Source organism: Curtobacterium sp. MCLR17_036 (genome assembly GCF_003234445.2).
Classification (GTDB): domain Bacteria; phylum Actinomycetota; class Actinomycetes; order Actinomycetales; family Microbacteriaceae; genus Curtobacterium.
The window spans coordinates 1199604-1222164 of the sequence record NZ_CP126269.1 but is presented as its reverse complement, the minus strand read 5'-3'; the positions used below and the strand labels follow the sequence as shown (position 1 = coordinate 1222164).

Annotated in this window: 18 protein-coding genes; 7 read left to right on the top strand and 11 right to left on the bottom strand. The window is 72.5% G+C overall.

From position 1 onward, the window contains the following. Positions 1–12: 12 nt before the first annotated feature. Complete coding sequence (rplU, locus tag DEI99_RS05800) at positions 13–321, bottom strand: 50S ribosomal protein L21 (protein WP_071257328.1); 309 nt, start codon at positions 319–321, stop codon at positions 13–15. Positions 322–499: 178 nt separating this feature from the next. Here rplU and DEI99_RS05795 point away from each other — a divergent pair, with 178 nt between their 5' ends. After that, positions 500–772: a DUF4031 domain-containing protein gene (locus DEI99_RS05795; protein WP_071257324.1), complete on the top strand. Its 273-nt coding sequence runs from the start codon at positions 500–502 to the stop codon at positions 770–772. Between the two features lie 243 nt (positions 773–1015). On the opposite strand, the gene DEI99_RS05790 is transcribed toward DEI99_RS05795, so the two are convergent. After that, a complete protein-coding gene (locus DEI99_RS05790) occupies positions 1016–1891 on the bottom strand; it encodes a hypothetical protein (protein WP_111040665.1) in 876 nt (291 codons plus the stop codon). 2 nt (positions 1892–1893) lie between these two features. After that, positions 1894–4869 (bottom strand): Rne/Rng family ribonuclease, encoded by a 2976-nt coding sequence (locus tag DEI99_RS05785; protein WP_111040705.1) that lies wholly within the window; start codon positions 4867–4869, stop codon positions 1894–1896. A 349-nt stretch (positions 4870–5218) separates the two neighbouring features. On the opposite strand from DEI99_RS05785, the gene DEI99_RS05780 reads away from it, so the two are divergent. Beyond that, positions 5219–5818 carry a vitamin K epoxide reductase family protein gene (locus DEI99_RS05780; RefSeq protein ID WP_258369189.1) on the top strand — a complete coding sequence of 200 codons (600 nt, stop codon included), beginning with the start codon at positions 5219–5221 and terminating at the stop codon, positions 5816–5818. A gap of 120 nt (positions 5819–5938) precedes the next feature. Here the strand turns inward: DEI99_RS05780 and DEI99_RS05775 are convergent, their stop codons facing one another. From DEI99_RS05775 to ileS, 5 genes are read right to left on the bottom strand one after another with little or no spacing between them, the layout of a single operon-like run. After that, positions 5939–6787: a DsbA family protein gene (locus DEI99_RS05775; protein ID WP_111040667.1), complete on the bottom strand. Its 849-nt coding sequence runs from the start codon at positions 6785–6787 to the stop codon at positions 5939–5941. Positions 6788–6804: 17 nt separating this feature from the next. Continuing rightward, positions 6805–7224: a nucleoside-diphosphate kinase gene (gene ndk, locus DEI99_RS05770; RefSeq protein ID WP_111040668.1), complete on the bottom strand. Its 420-nt coding sequence runs from the start codon at positions 7222–7224 to the stop codon at positions 6805–6807. 33 nt (positions 7225–7257) lie between these two features. Then, positions 7258–7674, bottom strand: coding sequence for a DUF4233 domain-containing protein (locus tag DEI99_RS05765; protein WP_071257309.1), 417 nt, complete (start codon positions 7672–7674; stop codon positions 7258–7260). Beyond that, positions 7671–9137, bottom strand: coding sequence for a bifunctional folylpolyglutamate synthase/dihydrofolate synthase (locus DEI99_RS05760; RefSeq protein WP_181434331.1), 1467 nt, complete (start codon positions 9135–9137; stop codon positions 7671–7673). The genes DEI99_RS05765 and DEI99_RS05760 overlap by 4 nt, the downstream gene beginning before the upstream one ends. Further along, complete coding sequence (gene ileS / locus DEI99_RS05755; protein ID WP_111040670.1) at positions 9134–12391, bottom strand: isoleucine--tRNA ligase; 3258 nt, start codon at positions 12389–12391, stop codon at positions 9134–9136. Before ileS ends, DEI99_RS05760 begins: the two co-directional genes overlap by 4 nt. A 240-nt stretch (positions 12392–12631) precedes the next feature. Between ileS and DEI99_RS05750 the strand changes: the two genes are divergently transcribed. Next, positions 12632–13663 carry a cation diffusion facilitator family transporter gene (locus DEI99_RS05750; protein WP_111040671.1) on the top strand — a complete coding sequence of 344 codons (1032 nt, stop codon included), beginning with the start codon at positions 12632–12634 and terminating at the stop codon, positions 13661–13663. A 91-nt stretch (positions 13664–13754) separates the two neighbouring features. Here the strand turns inward: DEI99_RS05750 and DEI99_RS05745 are convergent, their stop codons facing one another. Further along, positions 13755–14354 carry an acyl-CoA-like ligand-binding transcription factor gene (locus DEI99_RS05745; protein WP_071257299.1) on the bottom strand — a complete coding sequence of 200 codons (600 nt, stop codon included), beginning with the start codon at positions 14352–14354 and terminating at the stop codon, positions 13755–13757. Positions 14355–14386: 32 nt separating this feature from the next. Here DEI99_RS05745 and DEI99_RS05740 point away from each other — a divergent pair, with 32 nt between their 5' ends. From DEI99_RS05740 to DEI99_RS05725, 4 genes are read left to right on the top strand one after another with little or no spacing between them, the layout of a single operon-like run. After that, complete coding sequence (locus DEI99_RS05740; protein WP_111040672.1) at positions 14387–16006, top strand: ABC transporter substrate-binding protein; 1620 nt, start codon at positions 14387–14389, stop codon at positions 16004–16006. A 5-nt stretch (positions 16007–16011) separates the two neighbouring features. After that, on the top strand, positions 16012–16941 hold the full coding sequence (locus DEI99_RS05735) for an ABC transporter permease (RefSeq protein ID WP_111040673.1): 930 nt from the start codon (positions 16012–16014) through the stop codon (positions 16939–16941). Next, positions 16938–17810 carry an ABC transporter permease gene (locus tag DEI99_RS05730; protein ID WP_111040674.1) on the top strand — a complete coding sequence of 291 codons (873 nt, stop codon included), beginning with the start codon at positions 16938–16940 and terminating at the stop codon, positions 17808–17810. The genes DEI99_RS05735 and DEI99_RS05730 overlap by 4 nt, the downstream gene beginning before the upstream one ends. Beyond that, a complete protein-coding gene (locus tag DEI99_RS05725; protein WP_111040675.1) occupies positions 17807–19393 on the top strand; it encodes an ATP-binding cassette domain-containing protein in 1587 nt (528 codons plus the stop codon). Before DEI99_RS05730 ends, DEI99_RS05725 begins: the two co-directional genes overlap by 4 nt. 103 nt (positions 19394–19496) lie before the next feature. Here the strand turns inward: DEI99_RS05725 and proP are convergent, their stop codons facing one another. Then, positions 19497–21074, bottom strand: coding sequence for a glycine betaine/L-proline transporter ProP (proP, locus tag DEI99_RS05720; protein ID WP_254783029.1), 1578 nt, complete (start codon positions 21072–21074; stop codon positions 19497–19499). Between the two features lie 163 nt (positions 21075–21237). Beyond that, a complete protein-coding gene (locus tag DEI99_RS05715; RefSeq protein WP_181434332.1) occupies positions 21238–22500 on the bottom strand; it encodes a glycoside hydrolase family protein in 1263 nt (420 codons plus the stop codon). Between the last annotated feature and the right edge of the window lie 61 nt (positions 22501–22561).

Here is a 22561-nt window from a genome sequence, read left to right as displayed (position 1 = left end):
GAGTGGACTCCCTTACGCGATCTTGGTGATCTTGACGCGGGTCAGCTCAGCGCGGAAACCCTGACGCTTCTTGTACCCGGTCTTGTTCTTGAACTTCTGGATGATGACCTTCGGACCGCGGAGGTCGTCCAGCACCTCGGCGGTGACGGTCACGTTCGCGAGCTCGGAGGCCGCCGACGTGATCTTGTCACCGTCCACGAGGAGCACGGGGGCGAGGTCGATGTTGCCCTGGTCGTCCGCCTTGACACGGTCGACGGTCAGGATGGTGCCGACCTCGACCTTCTCCTGACGGCCGCCGGCGCGCACTACTGCGTAAACCACGTGGAAATCCTTACGTAACTCTGCTTGAGGGAAGTCTCGGGTGCCCACTTCTGCACGAGCGGCTCCCGGAGGCCGGGCCCGATCGGCGACGCAGGCAGAACGGCCCGCTGACACCAGGGATCGAGAATACTCGATCACCATGGGTCCGGTCAAACGGCGACACACGTACCATTGCACGGTGACCGTGTTGATCGACCCACCGACGTGGCCCGCCCACGACACACTGTGGTCGCACCTCGTCAGTGATGCATCCTACGCGGAACTGCACGCCTTCGCCGACCGGGTCGGCGTGCCGCGTCGCGCGTTCGACCACGACCACTACGACGTGCCGCTCGCCCGCTACGACGAACTGGTCGCCGCGGGGGCGTCCGCGGTCACCGGTCGCGAGCTCGTGCTGCGCCTGATCCGCAGCGGCCTCCGGGTGCCGCAGCGCGACAAGCGCGCGCACTGACCGTAACCCGGACCGACGTCAACCAGCACGCACGGCAACCAGCACGGCTGGCAACCAGCACCGACGGCAACCAACACCGACGGCAGCGCGCACGGACGGCAGCGCGCACCGCCGTCCGTGGTCACCGACGTGCACGGCGCGCCCTGCCCTGGTCCGGACCGGACGCCGGACGGGAGGCCCGTGGCGGCGTCCGCCACGGGCCTCCCGTCCGTGCCCGGAACGGTCTCCGGGCCGCCGCCCGCCCTAGTGGGCCGGCGGCGGCGCCCAGGGAGGCTGCTGGCCCGGCTGGCCCGGCTGCCCGGTGGACGGCCCGTACGGGCCGGAGGCGCGCTGCTGCGGCGGCTGCGGCTGCGCGGCGGAGGGCTGGACGGTCGACGGCGGGACGGCGTCGGCCGGTCGGACCGTGCCCGGCTGTCCGGGCGCACCGCCCGTGCCGCGACCACGCCGGGGTCGTCCGAGCCAGAGCCAGGCGGCGGTGGCGGTCGCCAGGAGCATCACGGTGAACGGCAGGCCGTTCCGCAGCGGCGTCGTGAGGACGTCCACGACCAGCCGGGACGCACCGGACCCGACCGCGGCGAACGATCCCGTGAAGACGCCGACCAGGGCGAGCGCGACCGTCCCGGCGGCACCGGCGAGCACCGCACGCAGGAGCACCGTCGGCAGCGGGCTGCGGCGGGCGATCGGCGTGAGGAACGCCAGGGCCAGGAAGGCTCCGGCGTAGAACGGGAACGGTGCCAGGAAGACCCCGTCCGTGAAGCTGCCGAGCAGGTCGGCACCGGGCCCGTAGCGCGAGAACGGGTGGACGACGAGTGCCGTGCCGAGCAGCCCGACCGCGCCGGAGACGAACTGCACGAGGACCAACGACACGACGGCGATGAGCGCGCCGGTCGTGTTCGTGACCGAGGCGCCGGGCGCGAACGCGCGACGCGGGTCCCCGGCGGGACGGGACCTGCGCGGCGGGCGTGGGGGCGCGTACGGCCCCCCGGCGCCGGGCTGGCCACCGTACGGCCGCACGGCCCCGGCCGACTGCGCGGGTGCCGGTGGCACCGGCGGTGCGGGCTGGGACCAGCCCGCACCGTAGTACCCGCGGTCGCGCTGCGGGTCGCCGGGGTTCGCCATCGTCAGTCCCCCGTGACCACGGAGCCGTCTGCGTCGGTGTCCGTCGCCGGCGCGCTGATGCTCGGCGACGACACCCGGCGGGACCGCGAACGGCCCTGCCCCGGCTGCTTCGGCTCGGGCAGCGCCTGCAGCACGGAGTCGAGCAGGGACTCGGCGTCCGGGGCGACCTGGCGCGGCTCGCGCTTCGGTGCCGCGCTCAGCGGGATGTCGAGGATCGCCACGGTGTTCTCGGTCGGGGTGACCGGGGCACTCGAGCTCACCCGTCGACGCCCCTGGGCCCTGGCGGCCTTCGGCTCGGCAGCGGGTGCAGCGGCAGCGGCGGGCGCAGCAGCAGCGGCGGGCGCAGCGGCAGCGCCCGGCGCAGCGGACGCCTCCGGTGCAGCGGCGACGGGCGCCTCGGGGGCCGGTTCGGCCGCAGGGGCGGCAGGGGCCTCGGGCGCCGACGCACCGGCGTCGGTCGTCGCGGCCTGCTGCTCGGTGCTGGTCGTCGAAGCCTGCTGCTCCGTGCCGGTCGACGAAGCCTGCTGCTCCGTGCCGGTCGTCGGAGCCTGCTGCTCGGTGTTCCGGCTGCCACGGCCACCGCGACGGCGACGCTTCGACCCGGTGGGCTGCTCGCCGTCGGACGGAGCGGACCCCGCAGCCGACCCCGGGGCGTCCGCCGAGGTCGGGGCGGCCGGCGAGGCGACACCGGCGGCGTCCTGCTCGTCGTGCGCGATGGTCGACGCCGCGATCCGCGACAGCGCGTTCTTCACGTCGTCGGTGATCTGGTGCGCCTGGGTCGCGTGCGACGACTGCCCGTTCGAGCCGGAGCCGTTCGACGAGCCCGAGCCGTTCGACCCGTTGCCGCCGTTGCCGTTGCCACCGGCACCGCCGCGACCCTTGCGACGGCCCTTGCTCGGACCCGGGTCGGCGTTGTTGTCGTTGATCTTCGCGTTGACCTCGTCGAGGGACTCGCGCAGCCCGACACCGATCTTCTTGCGGGTCATCTGCACGAGGCCGAGCGAGGTGATCTCGGCGACCTGGTGCTTCGTGCGGTCGCGGCTCAGGCACTCGACCAGGCGGCGGAGCACGAGGTCGCGGTTCTCCTCGAGCACCATGTCGATGAAGTCGACGACGATGATGCCGCCGATGTCGCGCAGGCGGAGCTGGCGGACGATCTCCTCGGCGGCCTCGAGGTTGTTCTTCGTGACCGTCTCCTCCAGGTTGCCGCCGGAGCCGACGAACTTCCCGGTGTTGACGTCGACGACCGTCATGGCCTCGGTGCGGTCGATGACGAGCGAGCCACCGGAGGGCAGCCACACCTTGCGGTCGAGCGCCTTGTCGATCTGCTCGTTGAGGCGGAACTCCTCGAAGGAGTCCGGGCCCTCGTAGCGGACCACGCGGTCCTTGAGGTCCGGCGCGACCGCCGACAGGTACTCGTCGATGGTGCCACCGGCGGCCTCGCCGTCGATGATGAGCTTCGTGAAGTCCTCGTTGAAGACGTCGCGGACGATCTTCACGAGCAGGTCGGGCTCGGAGTGCAGCATGACCGGGGCCTGGCCACCGGCGACCTTCTTCTGGATGGCCTCCCACTGGCTGGTCAGCCGCTGCACGTCGCGGGTCAGCTGCTCCTCGGTCGCGCCCTCCGCAGCGGTGCGCACGATGACGCCCGCGTGCTCCGGCAGGACCTCCTTGAGGATCTTCTTGAGGCGGGCACGCTCGGTGTCCGGCAGCTTGCGCGAGATCCCGTTCATCGAGCCGTTGGGCACGTAGACCAGGTAGCGGCCGGGCAGCGAGACCTGGCTCGTGAGGCGGGCACCCTTGTGGCCGACCGGGTCCTTCGTGACCTGAACGAGCACCTTGTCGCCCGGCTTGAGCGCCGCTTCGATCCGACGGCCGTGGCTGGTGTCGACCGAGTTCCAGTCGACCTCGCCGGCGTAGAGCACCGCGTTGCGGCCGCGGCCGATGTCGACGAACGCCGCCTCCATCGAGGGCAGGACGTTCTGCACCTTGCCGAGGTAGACGTTGCCGATGAGCGACACGTTCTCGGACTTCGTGATGTAGTGCTCGGCGAGGATGCCGTCCTCGAGCACGCCGATCTCGATGGTCGACGAGCTCGACCGCACGATCATCTGGCGGTCGACGCTCTCGCGACGGGCGAGGAACTCGTCCTCGCTGACGACCTGGCGGCGGCGGCCGGCGTCACGGCCGTCGCGACGGCGCTGCTTCTTCGCCTCGAGGCGGGTCGAGCCCTTGATCCGCTGCGGCTCGGTGATGAGCTCCGGCTCGCGTCGGCGCGGCTCCTGGTGGTCGCGGGGCTCGCGGACCTCGCGGTCCGCGCTGCTCCCCCGGCGACGCGAGCGACGGCGCGGTCCGCCCTGCTCGTCACGGTCGTCGCGGTCGTCCCGCTCGTCGCGGTCGTCCCAGCGGTCGTCACGGTCGTCGCGCTCGCGCCGCGGCGCGCGCTGGGGCAGCTCCGGCAGCACCGGGGCGTGGAAGATCAGGCTGAGCGTGCTCGTGGCCTTCGGCACGTAGGGCTCGTCGGCGGGGGCGGCGGGTGCGCTCGCCTCGGTCGTCGGCTCGGTACCGTCCGCACGGGAGGCACCGCTCGCCTCGTCGGCGTCCGCTGCGGTCGCCGCCGGCTCGGCCTCGACCACCGGCAGGTCGCCGGTCAGGGTGCTCACGTCGTCGGGCTCGCCGCTCTGGGCGGCGACCGGCTCGACCGCGACGGTGACCGTCCCGGTGTCCGTCGACAGCACCGTCGGTGCGGCCGCGTCGTCGGACACCGCCGTCGTGTCCGGCACCGTGGTGTCGGGCGCCGTCGTCCCGGCGTCCGCGCCGTCGGTCAGCGCCGGCGTCTCGTCGACGGGGGTCGACGCGGCGGCGCTCCCCGGCGCCTCCTGCCCGGACGACCGGGCGCGGCGTCCGCCGAACAGGCGGCTCCGGCGCTTCGGCGCGTTCTCGTCGTTGGTCGTGTTGTCGTTGTTCTGCTCCACCATGAACTGGCGCACTCCTCGGCCCCCACTCGCACCCTGTCGGGTGGCGGGAATTCTGTCGTTGTGGCGGGCGGCGTCGACGCCCCCGCGCTCGCTGTCTCGTGGTCGGTCGCGTCAACTTCTGGTGCGTCCGCGCGCGTTCCGCCCCGGGCACCCGGCCCGGACCGGCTCGGCGTCGGAGTGACGCTGGCCCGACCACAGTGCGCTCTCACCGCACCCGGTCGTCCGGGCACCGCCTTTGAGGGGCGCCGCCCGGAAAGCTCTCATCGGTGTGCGGTTGCCCGCACGACCTCCAGGAAGTATCGCACGCCCCGCCAGGAAAGGACCGGAAGCCCCGTGCGATGATGACGGCGTGACCACGTCTGCACGCACCACTCGTCGTCCGATCGCGATGGCGGTCTTCCTCGTCGTCACCGGAGCGGTGTCGCTGTACGCGGCCTTCCGGCTCGTGCTCGACGAGTTCGCGAAGTACGAGAACCCGAAGGCCGTGCTGAGCTGCGACGTCAGCCCGTTCGTGAACTGCTCGCAGGTCATGACGAGCTGGCAGGGCCACCTGCTCGGGTTCCCGAACCCGCTCATCGGCGTGATGGGCTTCGTCGCCCCGATCGCGGTCGGGGTCGTGCTGCTCGCCGGGTTCCGCGGCTCACGGTGGTTCTGGATCGCGTTCAACGCCGGGGTGTTCCTGGCCTGGGTCTTCGTCACCTGGCTGTTCACGCAGACCGTCTGGGTCATCGGCTACCTGTGCCCGTGGTGCATGCTCGTCTGGTCGATGACGATCCCGATGTTCTGGGTGCTGACGATCTGGAACGCCGCACGCGGCACCTTCAGCGCCCGCCTCGAACGCGTCGGCCGGGTCCTGCTGCCCTTCTGCTGGACGTTCCCGCTGGCGAACTACCTCGTGGTGATCGTGTCGATCCTCATCGTGTTCCCGACGGTCCTCACCACGCTCTGACCCCGCTGCCGGTCCGGTCGGCACGGTGCCGGTCCGGTCGGCAACCGCGACGGCCCCCGCTCCCTGGTCGGGAGCGGGGGCCGTCGTCACGCGGGCCGACCGGGGTCGTCCGCGGTCAGGTCACTTCGCGGCGGCGTCGATCTGCGTGATGACGTCGCCCAGGCTGTCCAGGCGCTTGCCGTTCACGACGATCGTCGGGGTGCCGAAGCCCTGGGCGCCCTTGAGCGAGTCGTCCGCGAGCACCTGGTTCGTCGACTTCGTCACCCAGCCCTTGAACTGCTCGTTCGACAGGCACTCGGAGACGTCGGAGCCGGTCGCACCGCCCGCCTTCACCAGGTCGGCGATCTCGGCGTTCGTCAGGCCCTTGGTGCCCTCCTGCGGCTGGTTCTCGAAGAACTGGGTCTGCACGTCGAGGAACTTGTCCGGCGCGTAGTTCGCGACGCACATCGCCGCGTTCGCGGCACGGCTGGCGTAGCGCGAGCCGTTGTAGCTGCGGTCGAGGATCGACACCGGCTTGATGGCCAGGGTCGCGTCGCCGGACTTCACCTTGTCGAGGATCTGGTCGGCGTAGGTCGCCTCGAACTGCTTGCAGACCGGGCAGGCCCAGTCCACGTACTCGGTCACGGCGACCGCGCCGTCGGCGTTCGACGTCGGCACGGCCGAGGGGCTGCCCTTCGCGGGGACGGCCTTCGTGGTCACCGGGGTGACGTCGCCGCCCTTCCCGGTGAACTGGATCGCGCCGGTGGCCATGTTCGCCGGCCCGGCCGCCGAGACGGCGGGTGCGTTGTTCACGTTCACGACGACGATGCCGATGATCGCGGCGATCGCCACGATCCCCAGACCGATGCCGCCCTGCAGGAACCACTTGTTGCGGCGCTTGCGACGCTTCTCGGCGTCGGCACGCTGCCGTGCGACCTCACGGGCGTGCTGGCGACGCTCGTTCTTGGTGGGTCGGTCGTTGTTCGTCATCTCGTCCTCCCGAACGCTCAGGCGAACCAGAGCGCGAGCTCGCGCTGGGCCGACTCGGGGCTGTCGGACCCGTGCACCAGGTTCTGCTGCACCTTGAGGCCCCAGTCGCGGCCGAGGTCACCACGGATGGTGCCGGGCGCGGCCGAGGTCGGGTCCGTCGTGCCGGCGAGCGAGCGGAACCCGGCGATGACGCCGTTGCCCGCGAGCCGCACCGCGACCACGGGGCCGGACTGCATGAACTCGACGAGCGGCTCGAAGAACGGCTTGCCCTGGTGCTCCTCGTAGTGCGCGTCGAGCAGGTCGCGCGGTGCGCTGAGCATCTTCAGGTCGACGATCTCGTAGCCCTTGGCCTCGATCCGGCGGAGGATCTCACCGGTGAGCTGGCGGGCGACGCCGTCGGGCTTGACGAGGACGAGGGTCTGTTCGAGATCGGTCACGCAGTACTCCTGGGGTCGTGGTCGACGTGGTCGTCAGTCCTCGCCCAGAGCGGCCCGGCGCGCGGCGTTCATCCGGTCGAGCTGACCGCCCTTGACGAAGCAGAACACCCACAGCGCCAGGAACACCACGGCCACCGCGAACATGAAGGGCTCGATGAACCCGGTGGCGAGGATGGCCGCCTGCAGCAGCCACCCGAACACTACACCGGCCCGGTTGCCCGTCAGGCGTGAGGCAGCTGCGAGGACGATGATCGCCGCGACCCCGCCGCCGAAGGCCACGGCCGGCGGCAGCGTGCCCTTGCCGAAGACGACGAGTGTCGGGAAGAAGAACATGATCGCCTCGAGCACGAGCGTGATCGACAGCAGGCTCTCCCGCGCCCCGCGTTCGCGACGCGGCCTGCGGGTCCGAGGTGCACGACCCGGCCGGGAAGCCCGCGGTGCGTCCGTCACTTCGTCCCGCCTTCCCGGTGCACGAGGTCCATGACCGCGCCCACCATCACGATGGAGCCCGCGACGAGCACGAGGGCGTCCTCGGCGTCGGCCTCGTCCGCCAGGTCGCGTGCTTCCTGCAGCGCCGCTGTGAGCGTCGGTTCGACGACCACGCGGTCGCCGCCGACCTCGTCGACGACCACCCGGGCGAAGGCGTCCGCGTCGAGGGCGCGCTCCCCCGGCGGCTGCGTGACGACGAAGGTCGCGACGGTGTCCTTGAGCGCGCGGACGAACCCGCGGGCGTCCTTGTCGGCGAGGATCCCGACGACGCCGACGACGTGCTCCGACGGGAACGCGACCGGCAGCGCCTCGGCGAGTGCCTTCGCGCCGTGCGGGTTGTGTGCGGCGTCGACGACCACGGTCGGCTCGGTCGCGATCGGCTGCAGGCGGCCGGGACTGGTGGCACCGGCGAGACCCTCGGACAGGACGTCCTCGTCGAGTGCCTGCGCGCCGCGGCCCAGGAACGATTCGACGGCGGCGATCGCCACGGCCGCGTTCTCGGCCTGGTGCCGGCCGAACAGCGGCAGGAACAGGTCGTCGTATCGGCCGGCGATGCCCTGCACGGTGACGAGCTGTCCGCCCACGGCCGGGGTGACGTCGACCACGCTGAACCCCGCGCCTTCGACGGCCAGGGTGGACTCGGTGAGCTCGGCGGCACGCTCGAGCTCGGCCAGCGCCTCGGGCACCTGCCGGCTCGACACCACGGCCGACGACGGCTTGACGATCCCCGACTTGGTGCGGGCGATCTCGGCCACCGTGGCGCCGAGCTGCTTCGCGTGGTCGATGGCGATCGGCGTGAACACCGACACCTGGCTCTGCACGACGTTCGTGGAATCCCACTCGCCGCCCATGCCGACCTCGACCACGGCGACGTCGACCGGCGCCTCGGCGAAGCACGCCAGGGCGAGGACGGTCAGCGCCTCGAAGAAGGTCAGCGGGAGCTCGCCCTTGTCGGTGAGCTCCTGGTCGGTCATCTCGAGGACGGGGGCGATGTCGTCCCAGTTCTCGACGAAGCGGTCCGCCGCGATCGGCTGGCCGTCGATGACGATGCGCTCCCGGATGGACACCAGGTGCGGGCTCGTCATGAGGCCGGTGCGCAGGCCGTGGGCCCGGATGATGCTCTCGGTCATGCGGGCGGTCGACGTCTTGCCGTTCGTCCCGGTGAGGTGGATCACCGGGTACGCCAGGTGCGGGTCGCCGAGGAGCTCGACGGCGCGACGGGTCGCGGTGAGCCGGTGCTCGGGCGACTGCTCGCCGATCCGGGCGTACAGCGCGGCCTCGACCCGGCGGACCTCGTCGTCGTCACCCCCGTAGGGCAGCGCCTCGACCGGGGCGTCGGCGGACGGCCCCACCGGGATCCGGATGCCGTCCTCGTCGTACCGGTCGTGCTGGTCGTGCTGGTCGTACTGGTCGTCGTCACTCATGCGCGTGACACCTCCACGGTCACCTTCGCACCGTCACCGACGTCGGTGGTGGTGTCGTCCGCCCCGAGGGGCACGATCTCGACGCTCGTCGCCAGGGTCTCCCCGGCGATGAGCTCCTGGTGGGTGCGCACCGGGCCACCGGCGGCCTCGTCCACGCGCAGGGTCAGGGCGATGCGGTCGCTGACGTCGAGGTCGGCGTCGCGGCGGGCCTGCTGGACGGCGCGGACGACGTCGCGGGCGAGCCCCTCGGCCTCGAGCTCGGGCGTGGTCACGGTGTCGAGCACCACGAAGCCGCCCTCGTCGAGGAACGCCACCGCCACCGAGGCGTCGGCCACGGTGAGGTCGAGCGAGTACTCGCCCTCGACCAGGTCGACGCCGCCGACGGTCACACCGGTGTCGGTCGCGGTCCAGTCGCCCTGCTTGGCGGCCGGGATCACCTGCTGCACCTGCTTGCCGATGCGGGGGCCGGCGACGCGGGCGTTCACGGTGAGCTTCCGCTCGATGCCGTACTGCGCCAGCGACTCCTCGACCTGCTCCTCGAGCACCACGCGCTTGACGTTGAGCTCGTCGCGCAGGATGTCGGCGAACGGTTCGACCGCCGCCGGGTCCGGCACCACCAGGGTGAGCGTGGCGAGGGGCAGCCGGACGCGCTTGCCGGTGGCCTTGCGGAGCGCCAGGCCCTTCGAGGCGACGTCGCGCACGCGGTCCATCGCGTCGACGAGGGCGTCGTCGGCGGGGAACTCGTCGGGGTCCGGGAAGTCCGTCAGGTGGACGCTCCGCCCGCCGGTCAGGCCCTTCCAGATCTCCTCGGTGACGAGCGGCGCGAGCGGCGCGGCGACCCGGGTCAGGGTCTCGAGCACGGTGTACAGCGTGTCGAACGCCGCACGGGTCTCGGCGCCGGCGTCCGCGTCGGCCCCGGTCCAGAACTTGTCGCGCGAGCGGCGGACGTACCAGTTCGTCAGCACGTCGGCGAAGTCGCGGACGGCCTGGGCCGCGAGCGGGGTGTCGAGCGCGTCGAGGTGCGTCCGGACGTCGGTGACGAGCACCCGGGTCTTCGCGAGCAGGTACCGGTCGAGCACGTCGGTGCTCGCGGTGCTGCGGGTGGCCTGGTACCCGTGGGGCCCGGAGGCGTTCGCGTACAGGGTGAAGAAGTAGTACGTCGACCACAGCGGCAGCATGAACTCGCGGACGCCCTGGCGGATGCCCTCCTCGGTCACGACGAGGTTGCCGCCGCGGATCACCGACGACGACATGAGGAACCAGCGCATGGCATCGGCGCCGTCGCGGTCGAAGACCTCGGAGACGTCCGGGTAGTTCCGCAAGCTCTTCGACATCTTCTGGCCGTCGGAGCCGAGGACGATGCCGTGGCTGATGACGTTCTCGAAGGCCGGCCGGTCGAACAGCGCGGTGGAGAGCACGTGCATGACGTAGAACCAGCCGCGCGTCTGCCCGATGTACTCGACGATGAAGTCGGCCGGGCTGTGCGACTCGAACCACTCGCGGTTCTCGAACGGGTAGTGCACCTGCGCGTACGGCATCGAGCCGGAGTCGAACCAGACGTCGAACACGTCGGTGATCCGGCGCATCGTCGACGCCCCCGTCGGGTCGTCGGGGTTCGGCCGCGTCAGGTCGTCGATGAACGGGCGGTGCAGGTCCACTTCGCCCTCGGCGTTCACCGGCAGGCGGCCGAAGTCGCGCTCGATGTCCTCGAGCGAGCCGTACACGTCGGTGCGCGGGTACTCGGGGTCGTCGGACTGCCACACCGGGATCGGCGTGCCGAAGTAGCGGTTGCGCGAGACCGACCAGTCGATGGCGTTGCCGACCCACTTGCCGAACTGGCCGTCCTTGACGTTGTCCGGCACCCAGTTGATGTCCTGGTTGAGCTGGCCCATGCGGTCGCGGAGCTCGGTGACGCGGACGAACCACGACGAGACGGCCTTGTAGATGAGGGGCTTCCGGCAGCGCCAGCAGTGCGGGTAGCTGTGCTCGTAGGACGCCTGGCGGAGCAGTCGCCCGGCGTCGCGGACGGCCTTGGTCAGCGGCTTGTTCGCGTCCGACCAGAGCATGCCGGCCACCTCGCCGAACTGCGAGGTGAAGACACCGCCCTCGTCGAGGGACAGCACGACGGGGATGCCGGCCGCGGCGCAGACCTCCTGGTCGTCGGCACCGTAGGCCGGGGCCTGGTGCACGATGCCGGTGCCCTCACCGGTCTCGACGTACTCGGCGACGAGGACCTTCCACGCGTTCTCGTACCCCTCGGTGCCGTCGAGGAAGTCGAACAGGCGCTCGTACTCGACGCCGTCGAGCTCGGCGCCGGCGACCGTGCGGAGCACGGCGGCGAGCGCGTCGTCGGCGCTCTCGTAGCCGAGCTCCTTCGCGTGCGCGGCCACGGTGTCGGACGCGAGCAGGTAGGTGGCCGAGCCGGCGGCGCCACCGTCAGCCGCGCCTCCCGGCCCGGTCGGCAGGACCGCGTACGCGATGTCCGGACCGACCGCGAGGGCGGCGTTCGTCGGCAGCGTCCAGGGGGTCGTCGTCCAGGCGAGCGCCCGCACCCCGGTCAGGTCGAGCGCGTCCGCGCGCGGGCCCCGCAGCGGGAACGAGACGGTGACGGACTGGTCCTGGCGCATCGTGTAGACGTCGTCGTCCATGCGCAGCTCGTGGTTGGACAGCGGCGTCTGGTCGTTCCAGCAGTACGGCAGGACGCGGAAGCCCTCGTACGCCAGGCCCTTGTCCCAGAGCTGCTTCCACGCCCAGAGCACGCTCTCCATGAACGTGACGTCGAGGGTCTTGTAGTCGTCCTCGAAGTCGACCCAGCGCGCCTGACGGGTGACGTACTCCTGCCACTCGTCGGTGTACTGCAGCACCGACTTCTTGGCGGCGGCGTTGAAGACGTCGATGCCCATGGCGTCGATCTCGTGCTTTTCGGTGATGCCGAGCTGGCGCATCGCCTCGAGCTCGGCGGGCAGCCCGTGGGTGTCCCAGCCGAAGCGGCGGTGCACCTGCTTGCCGCGCATGGTCTGGTAGCGCGGGAAGACGTCCTTCGCGTACCCGGTCAGCAGGTGCCCGTAGTGCGGCAGGCCGTTGGCGAAGGGCGGGCCGTCGTAGAACGTCCACTCCGGGCAGCCCTCGCGCTGGTCGATCGACGCCTGGAAGGTGTCGTCGCCCTTCCAGAAGGCGAGGATCCCGCGCTCGACGGCGGGGAAGGACGGCGACGGGGTCACGCCGTCGGCGGACGAGTTCTGGGGGTAGGCCACGCGCAGCTCCTGTGGGTTCGGTTGCTCTCCACGAGGACGGAGCGTGCTCCGCGGTACCACCTCGCTTGCCGACCGCTGCTCGCGCTGCGGTCGACCGCTCGTCGCCGGGGCTGGTGCGGCCCGGTCCGCCCGGCTCTACTGACGGCCCGTTGCTGGTCCGCGTTCTGCCGGAGGCTCCCCGGTGATGGCCGGATCGACGCCTGTGCGGACGAGTTTAGCGGACGGGAGCATGCTGGAGCGATGCCCGATCCCTCGGAGCAGAAGAGCTCCGGCTCCCTGCTCACCGTCCTCATCGCGTTCGGCGCGAACCTGCTCGTCGCGATCGCGAAGACGATCGCCTCACTCCTGTCCGGATCGGCCTCGATGGTCGCCGAGGCCGCGCACTCGTGGGCGGACACCGGGAACGAGATCTTCCTGCTCGTGGCCGAACGACGAGGCGGCAAGAAGCGGGACACCGCGCACCCGCTCGGGTACGGGCGCGAGACCTACATCTGGTCGATGTTCGCCGCGTTCGGCTTGTTCACCGCCGGCGCGATCGTCTCGATCTCGCACGGCATCTCGGAGTTCGGGGAGACCGGCCCGGCCGAGGACGTCCTGCTCAACTACGTCGTGCTCGCCCTGGCGTTCTGCCTCGAGGGGACGAGCTTCCTGCAGGCGTACCGGCAGGCGCGGGGCGCGGCGACGAAGCGCCGCGTGCCGGTGCTGCGGCACGTCCTGCAGTCCTCGAACCCCACGCTGCGAGCGGTCTTCGCCGAGGACGCCGCGGCACTCGTCGGCCTCGTCGTGGCCTTCCTCGGGGTCTTCCTGCACCAGGTCACCGGGCTCGCGGTCTTCGATGCGATCGGCTCGATCGCGATCGGCCTGCTCCTCGGCGTCGTGGCGATCGTCCTCATCGAGCGCAACCGTCGCTTCCTGCTCGGCGAGAGCACGTCGCCGGAGCTCGAGAACGCGGTGCTCGTCGAACTGCTCTCGCGCGAGCAGGTCGAGCGGGTGACCTACCTGCACCTGGAGTTCGTCGGGCCGTCCCGCGTGTACCTCGTCGCGGCCGTCGACCTGACCGGCAACGAGGACGAGTCCCGCGTCGCGGTGCGCCTGCGGCAGGTCGAGGCCTCGCTCGAGGGCAGCCAGTACGTGGAAGAGGCAGTGCTCACCCTGAGCCTGCCGGACGACGCGTCCCTGGTGCCGACCAGCGACGAGGTGCCCGAGGTCGTGCGCGACGGCACAGTCGAGGACGTCGCGGCGGGCGGAGCGGGGACCCTCCGCACCGAGTGACCGGACGGCCGCGCCGCGAGCGGCACGGCGCACGCGCGGCGCGGGGCCCGCACGGCGCGGGGCCCGCGCGGCGCTCGGCGCCCGCGCCGCCTCAGGCCCGGTCGAGGCCGTCGGCGACGGGGGCGAGCGCAGCGCCGACGTACTCGACGAGCGGTCGTCGGGCCACGCCGTCCGTGACCCAGACGCCGAACGCCGCGGCTGCGGCCCCGAGCATCGCCCCGGAGACGGTCTGCGGCCAGGCCGACCGCGGCCGCTCCCCCGTGCGCCCGGCGACGAAGGCGGCGACGGCCGCGTGCTGGGCGGTCACCCGGACGGCGACCCCGGCCACGAGCTCGGAGCCGATCCCCATCACCTCGGCCTGCGCGACGGCCCACGGCACGCGCTCGGGGTCGTGGGCGCGTGCGGCCGCGAGCAGCGCCTGCTCGACGGCCCGGACGGCGCTCGGCTCGGTGGCGGCCGCCAGGTACCCCGGCAGGGCGGCGACGGCGGCGTCGAGCTCGAGCCACATGACGTCGGCCTTCGCCGGGAAGTAGTTGAAGAACGTCGCACGGCTGACCCCGGCGCGGGCGGCGATCTGGTCGACCGTGGTGCGTCCGTAGCCCTGCTCGAGGAACAGCTCGGCGGCGGCGTCCGCGAGCACCTCGGCGCTCGACCGGCGGGGCCGCCCACCGCGGCGGATCGGTTCGTCCATGGGCCCCAGTAAACCGCTAGACTCGGTCAGCCATGATCTTGGACCCAGTACAGAAAACCCTCGCCGCGGTCGCGAGCGCCACCGTCGTCGTCCTCGCCCTCGCCGCCTGCAGCGGTCCGGGCACGAGCACGACGAGCAGCACGCCGGTGAACGGCGGCACGCTGACGTACGCGTCCGGCGACGCCGAGCCGACCTGCCTCGACCCGCACGTCGGCGGCAACTACCCGCAGGCACTCCTGGCGACGCAGTACATCGAGGAACTCGTCGGCCTCGAGGACGGCGAACCCACCCCGGAGCTCGCGACGAAGTGGACGACGAGCGACGACGGCAAGACGCTGACGTTCACCCTGCGCGACGACGTCACCTTCACCGACGGCACCCCGTTCGACGCCGCGGCGGTCGTGGCGAACATCGAGCACGTGCAGGACCCGGACACCGCGTCGAGCACCGGCTACCTGGCGCTGCAGTCGATCACGAAGGCGACCGCCACCGACGAGCACACCGTCACGCTGACGCTGAGCCGCCCGGACAGCGCACTGCTCGAGTCCTTCTCGCAGCCCTGGGTCGGCATGGAGTCCCCGAAGGCGCTCGAGCGGGCGCAGGCGACGAACTGCGAGTCCCCCGTCGGCACCGGCCCGTTCGCGGTCACCGGGTGGAAGCACGGCGACCGCGTCACCCTGACGAAGAACACCGAGTACTGGGGCGCGACGAAGCCGCGCCTGTCCGGCATCACGTGGCGGTTCCTGCCGGACTCGACCTCGCGCTACGCCGCACTGCAGTCCGGCCAGGTCGACGTCATCGACAACGCCCAGCCCGACCAGCTCAAGGCCGCGTCGGCGAAGGGCGCGATCCGCGACCTCGACGCCCCGCGCCCCGGCGCCTCGAACCGCCTCGAGCTGAACTCCGGCCACGGCGTGTTCCAGGACGAAGCGGTCCGGCGGGCCTTCATCGCCGGCGCCGAGATCGACCCCGGTCTGCAGTCGCTGTTCCTCGGCACCGCGAAGCGCTCGTACTCGGTGCTCTCGAGCGCCGAACCGCTCGCGTACTCGGAGCAGAGCCGGTTCGCGTACTCGCCGTCGACGGCGAAGCAGCTCCTCGACGACGCCGGCTGGAAGGTCGGATCCGACGGCATCCGCGAGAAGGACGGCCAGCGGCTCACCGTGACCTTCCCCGTCTCGACGAACCAGTCGGTGCCGGCCGAGCGCAGCCTGTTCCAGCAGATCCAGGCGTCCGAGAAGGCCGTCGGGTTCCAGGTGGTGCTCGACGAGCTCGACCTGTCCAGCTGGTACGCCGCCCTGGCCGCGAACGAGTACGACGTCGTCAGCGCCCCGTACACGAAGGTCGGGCCCGACGTCCTGCGGATCCTGTACGACAGCGCGAGCATCGAGCCCGCACCGTCCGGCTACTTCGCGAACCTCGCCCAGCTCGACGACCCGGCACTCGACCGGCTGCTCGAGCAGGCCGCCCGCACGTCGGACGCCGACGAGCGCGCGGACCTGTACGAGCGGGCGCAGCAGGCGATCCTGGCCAGCGACACCGTGCTGCCCCTGTACGACCAGCAGAACCACTTCCTGGTGCGCTCCGCCGTGCACGGCATCACCACCACCCCGGTGTCCACGCCCTGGTTCGGCACCGCCTGGATCGACCGCTGACGCGGATGCCGTGGGTCTGGTGGGCCGTCCGGCGGCTCGCCGGGGGCGTCGGTGTGCTGTGGGCCGTCGCGACGATCGTCTTCGTGGCGATCCGGCTCATCCCGGGTGACCCCGCCCTCGCGATCCTGGGCGGACCCGGGTCGCAGGCCTCGGCCGAGGCGGTCGCCGGGGTCCGCCGCGAGTACGGCCTCGACCAGCCGGTCCTGGTGCAGTACGCGGTGTTCCTCGGCCGCCTGGCGACCCTGCGGCTCGGCGACTCGTACGCGTTCCGGACGCCGGTCGCGACGCTGCTCGGCCAGCAGCTGCCGGTCACGCTCACCCTGGCCGTCGCCGGTCTCGTCGTCGCCTGGGCGCTGGCGATCGTCGCCGCCTGGTGGTCGACGCAACGCGGGCGGGTCGCGGCGGCGCTGACCGGGGCGATCAGCGTGACGGCGAGCGTCGTCCCGCACTTCTGGCTCGGCAGCGTGCTCATCGTCGTGTTCGCGAGCACGCTCGGGTGGGTCCCGGCGGTCAGCGACGGCAGCGTGCGCGGGTGGGTGCTGCCGGTCGTCACCGTCGCGGTGCCGGTGGCCGGGTACCTGGCCGAGACGGTCCGCGACGGCGTCGTGGACGCGCAGCGGTCCGCCTTCGCGCTCGCGGCCCGGAGCCGCGGCGAGACCCGGACCGGGTTGTTCGCGCGCCACCTGCTCCGGCACGCCGCCCTGCCCGGCATCGCCCTGTCGGCGTGGGCCTTCGGGTCGCTCGTCTCCGGCGCGGTCGTCGTGGAGTCGGTCTTCGCCCTGCCCGGGATCGGCCGTGCGCTCGTCACCGCCGTGACCCAGCGGGACATGCCCCTCGTCGCGGGCATCGCGATGGTCTCCGCCGCGGCCTACGTCGTGGTGCTCGCGGTGGCGGACCTGGTCGAACGGGCCGTCGACCCGAGGGGCGCCCGGTGAGCGGCATCGTCGACCCGGGCACGCCGGCCGCCGCGCGCTCCCGGCGTCGTCGGGCGCTCGACCCGTCCGGCACCGCGGCGGCCCTCGTCGTGCTCGTCGCGGTCGTCGCGGCCGCGTGGCCGGCGCTGCTCGGCGGGGGCGACCCGCTGGCCGTCCACCCGGCCGAGGCGCTCCTGGCACCGAGCGGCGCCCACCCGTTCGGCACCGACGAGTCCGGGCGTGACGTGCTGGCGCGCGTCGTCGCGGGGACCCGCGCGTCCCTGCTGGTCGGCGTCGCCGCGACGCTGCTCGGCGGCGGCGTCGGACTCGTGCTCGGCGTGGTCGCGGGGCTCGGCGCGGGGGCCGGACGGGTCGGGCGCCTGCTCGACGCCGTGATCGGACGGGTGACCGAGGTCGCCTTCGCGCTGCCGCTGCTCCTCGTCGCCCTGGTGGTCATCGCCGTCACCGGCCCCGGTCCGGTCCCCGCCGTGCTGGCGGTGGGCTCCGCCACGGCGCCCGGCTACGCCCGCATCGTGCGCGGCCTGGTCCGCACCGCCCGCACCTCGCAGGTGGTGGAGACGGCCGTGCTGCTCGGCCGCTCCCCCGCCGCGATCGTCGTCCGGCACGTCCTGCCCGCCGCGCTCTGGCCCGTCGTCGCCGTCGGCACGCTCGGGGTCGGCCAGGCGGTGGTCTGGGCGTCGGCGCTCAGCTACCTCGGTGTCGGCACGCCGCCCCCCGCACCGGAGTGGGGCGCGATGCTCGCCGACGGCCGGACGTACCTGCAGACCGCGCCGTGGATGAGCACCTTCCCCGGGCTCGCCATCGTGGTGCTCGCCACCGCCGTCACGGTCCTCGGACGGGCGATCCGACGAACCGGAGCCTCCCGATGACGACCGTCCTGGACATCAGCGGCCTGAGCGTGCGGATCGCCGGCACCCCGATCGTGACCGACGTGGACCTGCGGGTCGACGCCGGCGAGTGCGTCGCGCTGGTCGGTGCGTCGGGTTCCGGCAAGACCGTGACCGCACGCGCGGCCCTCGGCCTGTCGGCCGCGGGCTCCGCTGTGCGGGCCGACACGTTCACCGTCGCCGGGCTCGACGTGCGTGCGTTCTCCGAACGGCGGTGGCGACAGGTGCGTGGCGCACGCGTCGGCTACGTCGGCCAGGAGGCCCTGGGCGCGTTGGACCCGCTGCGTCCCGTCGGGCGCGAGGTCGCCGACACCCTGCGGCTGCACACCGGGATGCGTGCGGCCGAACGTGTGGACGCGGTGCGCGACGCGCTGGCGGCGGTGGGCCTCGACCCGGACACCGCGACCGACGGCCGTCTCGCCGGGACCCTGTCCGGCGGGATGCGCCAGCGGGCGCTCATCGCCGCGGCGACCGTCGGCTCGCCGTCGCTCGTCGTCGCCGACGAGCCGACCACGGCCCTCGACGCGGGCGTGGCCGTCACCGTCATGGAGCAGCTCCGCGCGGCCCAACGGCGCGGCGCCGGCCTCCTCGTCATCACGCACGACCTCGGACTCGTCGCCGGCTGGGCGGACCGCGTCGTCGTCGTGCACGAGGGGCGGGTCGTCGAACAGGGACCCGTCGCCGCGGTGTTCGACGCGCCGCGGCACGAGGCGACGCGGGCGTTGGTGCGTGCCGCCGGCCGTGGCCTCGCCCCGGCCGCTCGTGCCGGAGCGTCCACGGCGGACGCAGACGCTCCCGCGGTCGTTGCGGCGCGTGGGCTCCGGCGGGACTTCGCCGGTGTCCGCGCGCTCGACGACGTGTCGTTCGCCCTCGACCGCGGGCGGGTGCTCGGGGTGATCGGGGCGTCGGGTTCGGGCAAGACCACCCTGGCGCGCGTCCTGCTCGGCCTCGAGAGGCCGGACGCCGGCACCGTCGAGCTCGACGGGGGCGCCTGGGTGCCCCTGGCCGAGCGGGACCGCCGCCCACGACGCCACCGGGTCGCCGCCGTCGTGCAGGACCCCGGAGCGACGTTCGACGAGCGCTGGTCTGTGGAGCGCGTGCTCGCCGACGCGCTCTCGCGCGGCACCGCCCGACGCGCCACCGGTCCGCTCGCGGCGCGGGTGGACGACGCCCTGCGGCAGGTCGACCTCGACCCGGCGCTGCGCCCACGGTCACCGCTGACGCTCTCGGGCGGGCAGCGACAGCGGCTCGCGATCGCCCGGGCACTCGCGACCGACCCCGAGGTGGTCGTGCTCGACGAGCCGGTGACCGCGCTCGACGCCACCGTGCAGGACGCCGTGCTCACCCTGTTGGAGCGGCTCCGCGACGAGACCGGCGTGGCGATGGTCTTCGTGTCGCACGACCTGCGCGCGGTCCGGCGGATCGCCGACGACGTGCTCGTCGTGCACGAGGGCGCGGTCGTCGAGCACGGCCCGGCCGCCTCGGTGCTCGAGCACCCGGGCCACCCGGTGACCGCCGGCCTGCTCCGCGCCGCCGACCGACTCGCGAGCGGCCCGGCGGCCTGATCGCCGCCCCGGCAGGGGCGACCCGCCCGGAGACGACCGGAGGCACGGCGCGACGTCCGTGACGGACGCGCACCGTGCCTCCAGGCCGGCGGAGCGGCAGCGGCTACGAGCCGGCGGGTGCCTTCTCCTCGTCACCCGTCGCGGCGTCACCCGAGATGATCGGGATCTCGCTCGTCGAGAAGTCCTTCGCCCAGTCGGACTGCGCGAGCTCCGAAGTCGGGTCGTTGTAGTCCTCGATCACACCGGCGACCTCGTCCTCGGAACCGACCGTCGGCCCGGAGCCCATGAGCGGCGTGGCCGCGGTCTCCTTGGTGAAGTACACCGCCACCAGGCCGATCACCGCGGCGAGCATGAGGTAGAAGGCCGGGATGTCCTCGGCCCAGCCGAAGCCGGCGTCCTTCGCACCGTTGATGAGCGCGGCGGTGGCGAGCGGGGTCGTGCCACCGAAGAGCGACACCGAGACGTTGAACGCTATGGCGAGTGCGCCGTAGCGGATGATCGTCGGGAACAGCGCGGGCAGCGTCGAGGGCATCGTCGAGGTGAACGTCACGAGCACTACACCGAGGATGAGCAGGCCGGAGAAGACCCCGACACCCGTGCCGGTCTGGACGAGCTTGAGCGCCGGCCAGGACAGCAGGATGAAGCCGATGCAGCCGGCGGCGAGCACCGGGCGGCGGCCGAACCGGTCGGACAGCCGCCCGCCGAAGGTGATGACGACCATCATGAGCAGCATCACGACGACGATGAGGATGAGGCCGAACGTCGCGTTCTGGCCGAGATTCTGCTCGAGGTAGGTCGGCATGTACGACAGGAGCATGTAGTCGGTCACGTTGAAGACCAGGACCAGCCCGATGCAGATGAGGAGCGAGCGCCAGTTCTCGGCGAACAGCTTGAGGAACGGGGTCTTCTGGCCCTCGCGCTCGGCGGCCTGCTCCTGCTGCTTCTGGAAGGCCGGGGTCTCCTCGAGCTTGAGGCGCAGGTAGAGCCCGATGAGGCCGAGCGGCCCGGCGATGATGAACGGGATGCGCCACCCCCAGCTGAGCAGGGCGTCCTCGGACAGGCCGAACTGCAGGCCGGTGACGATCGAGGCACCGAGCACGTAGCCGGCGAGGGTGCCGAACTCGAGCCACGAGCCCATGAAGCCACGGCGCTTGTCCGGCGAGTACTCGGCGATGAACGTCGCGGCGCCGCCGTACTCACCACCGGTCGAGAAGCCCTGCACGAAGCGGGCGACGAGCAGCAGGACCGGGGCCCAGAAGCCGATCGTGTCGTACGACGGGATGAGGCCGATCATGAGCGTGCCGGCGGCCATCAGGATCATCGTCAGCGCGAGGACCTTCTGCCGGCCGATCTTGTCGCCGATCGGGCCGAACACGGCACCGCCGATCGGACGGACGATGAACGCGGCGGCGAAGAAGCCGAACGTCGCGACGATGTTCGCCGCCGGGTCGCCCTGCGGCAGGAAGACCTGCGAGATGGTGACGGTCAGGTAGGCGAAGATGCCGAAGTCGAACCACTCCATCGCGTTGCCGAGGGCGGCTGCCGCCACGGCACGCTTGAGCAGGGACTCCTCGACGACGGTGACGTCGTCCGTGGTCAGCTTGCGCCGAGCGCGCTTCGCAGCGCCCTTCGTCCGCAGCGGTCGATCGCCGTGCGCGTGGGGTGCGTCGTTCGGTGCCAAGTGGTTCCTCCGGTGTGTGGTGCGTCCTTCGGGCGTCCGGTGGGACGGCGACGGTGCAGTACCTGCGGACCCGCGCCCACCGGACAAACTCCGACAGACTACCAGGCTCTCGGCGTGTCCGTCAGGTCGGTGTGGTAGCCGACCGGACGGCAGCGCCGACGCCTCACCGGCGGGACCGCAGGAACACCGGCGCCGCCCGGACCCGCACGGCCGTCTCACCACGTACCACCACCGTGCGACTCGTCACCCCGGTCGCGGAGACCAGCGAGGTCCCGCTCGGCACCCGGACCCTCGCCGTCCGGACACCCGACGTCGACCAGGCGACGCGGACGACGTCGCGGCCGGAGCCGTAGCGGACGATCCAGACACCGCCGGCCCCGGATCGCTCGACAGCCGCGAACCGACGGTCGCCGACGGTGCGCACGAGGACCGCGTAGGCGGTGGCCGCGCGCCGGGCCGTCCAGCCGCCGCCCGCCGAGCCGTACAGGCCGTACCCGGTCGGGGTCGAGACGGCGTCGTTCAGGGTGAACGGCACGACGAGCACGGCACCGAGGTGCGCGGCGAGCGCGCCCCAGCGCACCAGCCAGGCGGACTGCACGGCGGTCGAGACGGTGCCCGCCTGCCCCGGCGGACCGGCCTGCCAGCCGCCCTCGGTCCACCACACCGGGACGGAGCGGTGCTGCGCCGCGAGGGCCGCCCGGAGCTCCCGCATCGCCGGCCCGAGGGCCGTCTCGGGCGGTCGCGTCCCGCTGTACGCGTGGACCGAGACCGCGTCCACCGTCGCCGGGCCACCGGCGGCGAGCCACTGCCGGAGCCACGGGTGCAGACCGTCGGCCCCGAGCAGGCTCATGGCGGGTCCCGCCACCACGGCCCCCGGCGCCGCGGCGTGGACGGCCGCCGACGCCGCCTTGGTCAGTGCGACGTAGCGGGACGCGCTGCGGAGTCCCGGCGCGACGGTGTTCGGCCACTCGTTCCAGACCTCGTACCCGGCGACGTCGGGGCCGAACGTCGCGGCGACGAAGCCCGCGTACCGGGCGAACGCGGCGATGCCGTCGGCCGAGGTCGGGCCGCCGCCGCCGTCGTGGTGGGGGTTGCCGTAGTCGAGGACGATGAGCGGCCGGATCCCCGCCGACCGGAGCCGGTCCACGGCCGTCCGGTACGAAGCGGGCATCACGAGGTCGCCCGGGGTCTTCTCGATCCCGGTCCACCAGAGGTCGATCCGCGCGGTCCCGACGCCGAGGCCGGCTGCGAGGCGCACCTGCGCGCCGTCCGCCGTCGTGTCGATGCCGGAGCCGATGCCGAACCGGGTCGAGCCGGGCACGGCCGTCGCGGCCTGTGCGGGTCCGGCCACGCCTGCGAGGAGCGCGCCCGCGACGAGGATCGCCGCGGCGCCGAGGACGGTCGAGGATCTTCCGGATGCATTCACGGAATGCACCATAAGGGCATTCCGAAAGAATGCAAACAATTGCATTCGTGCGGCATTTGCG

Coding starts and splice junctions, on each gene's coding strand:
- DEI99_RS05790 (WP_111040665.1), bottom strand. CDS start 1,891: ATGGCGAACCCCGGCGACCCGCAGCGCGACCGCGGGTACTACGGTGCG.
- DEI99_RS05785 (WP_111040705.1), bottom strand. CDS start 4,869: ATGGTGGAGCAGAACAACGACAACACGACCAACGACGAGAACGCGCCG.
- DEI99_RS05775 (WP_111040667.1), bottom strand. CDS start 6,787: ATGACGAACAACGACCGACCCACCAAGAACGAGCGTCGCCAGCACGCC.
- DEI99_RS05760 (WP_181434331.1), bottom strand. CDS start 9,137: ATGAGTGACGACGACCAGTACGACCAGCACGACCAGCACGACCGGTAC.
- DEI99_RS05750 (WP_111040671.1), top strand. CDS start 12,632: ATGCCCGATCCCTCGGAGCAGAAGAGCTCCGGCTCCCTGCTCACCGTC.
- DEI99_RS05745 (WP_071257299.1), bottom strand. CDS start 14,354: ATGGACGAACCGATCCGCCGCGGTGGGCGGCCCCGCCGGTCGAGCGCC.
- DEI99_RS05740 (WP_111040672.1), top strand. CDS start 14,387: ATGATCTTGGACCCAGTACAGAAAACCCTCGCCGCGGTCGCGAGCGCC.
- DEI99_RS05735 (WP_111040673.1), top strand. CDS start 16,012: ATGCCGTGGGTCTGGTGGGCCGTCCGGCGGCTCGCCGGGGGCGTCGGT.
- DEI99_RS05725 (WP_111040675.1), top strand. CDS start 17,807: ATGACGACCGTCCTGGACATCAGCGGCCTGAGCGTGCGGATCGCCGGC.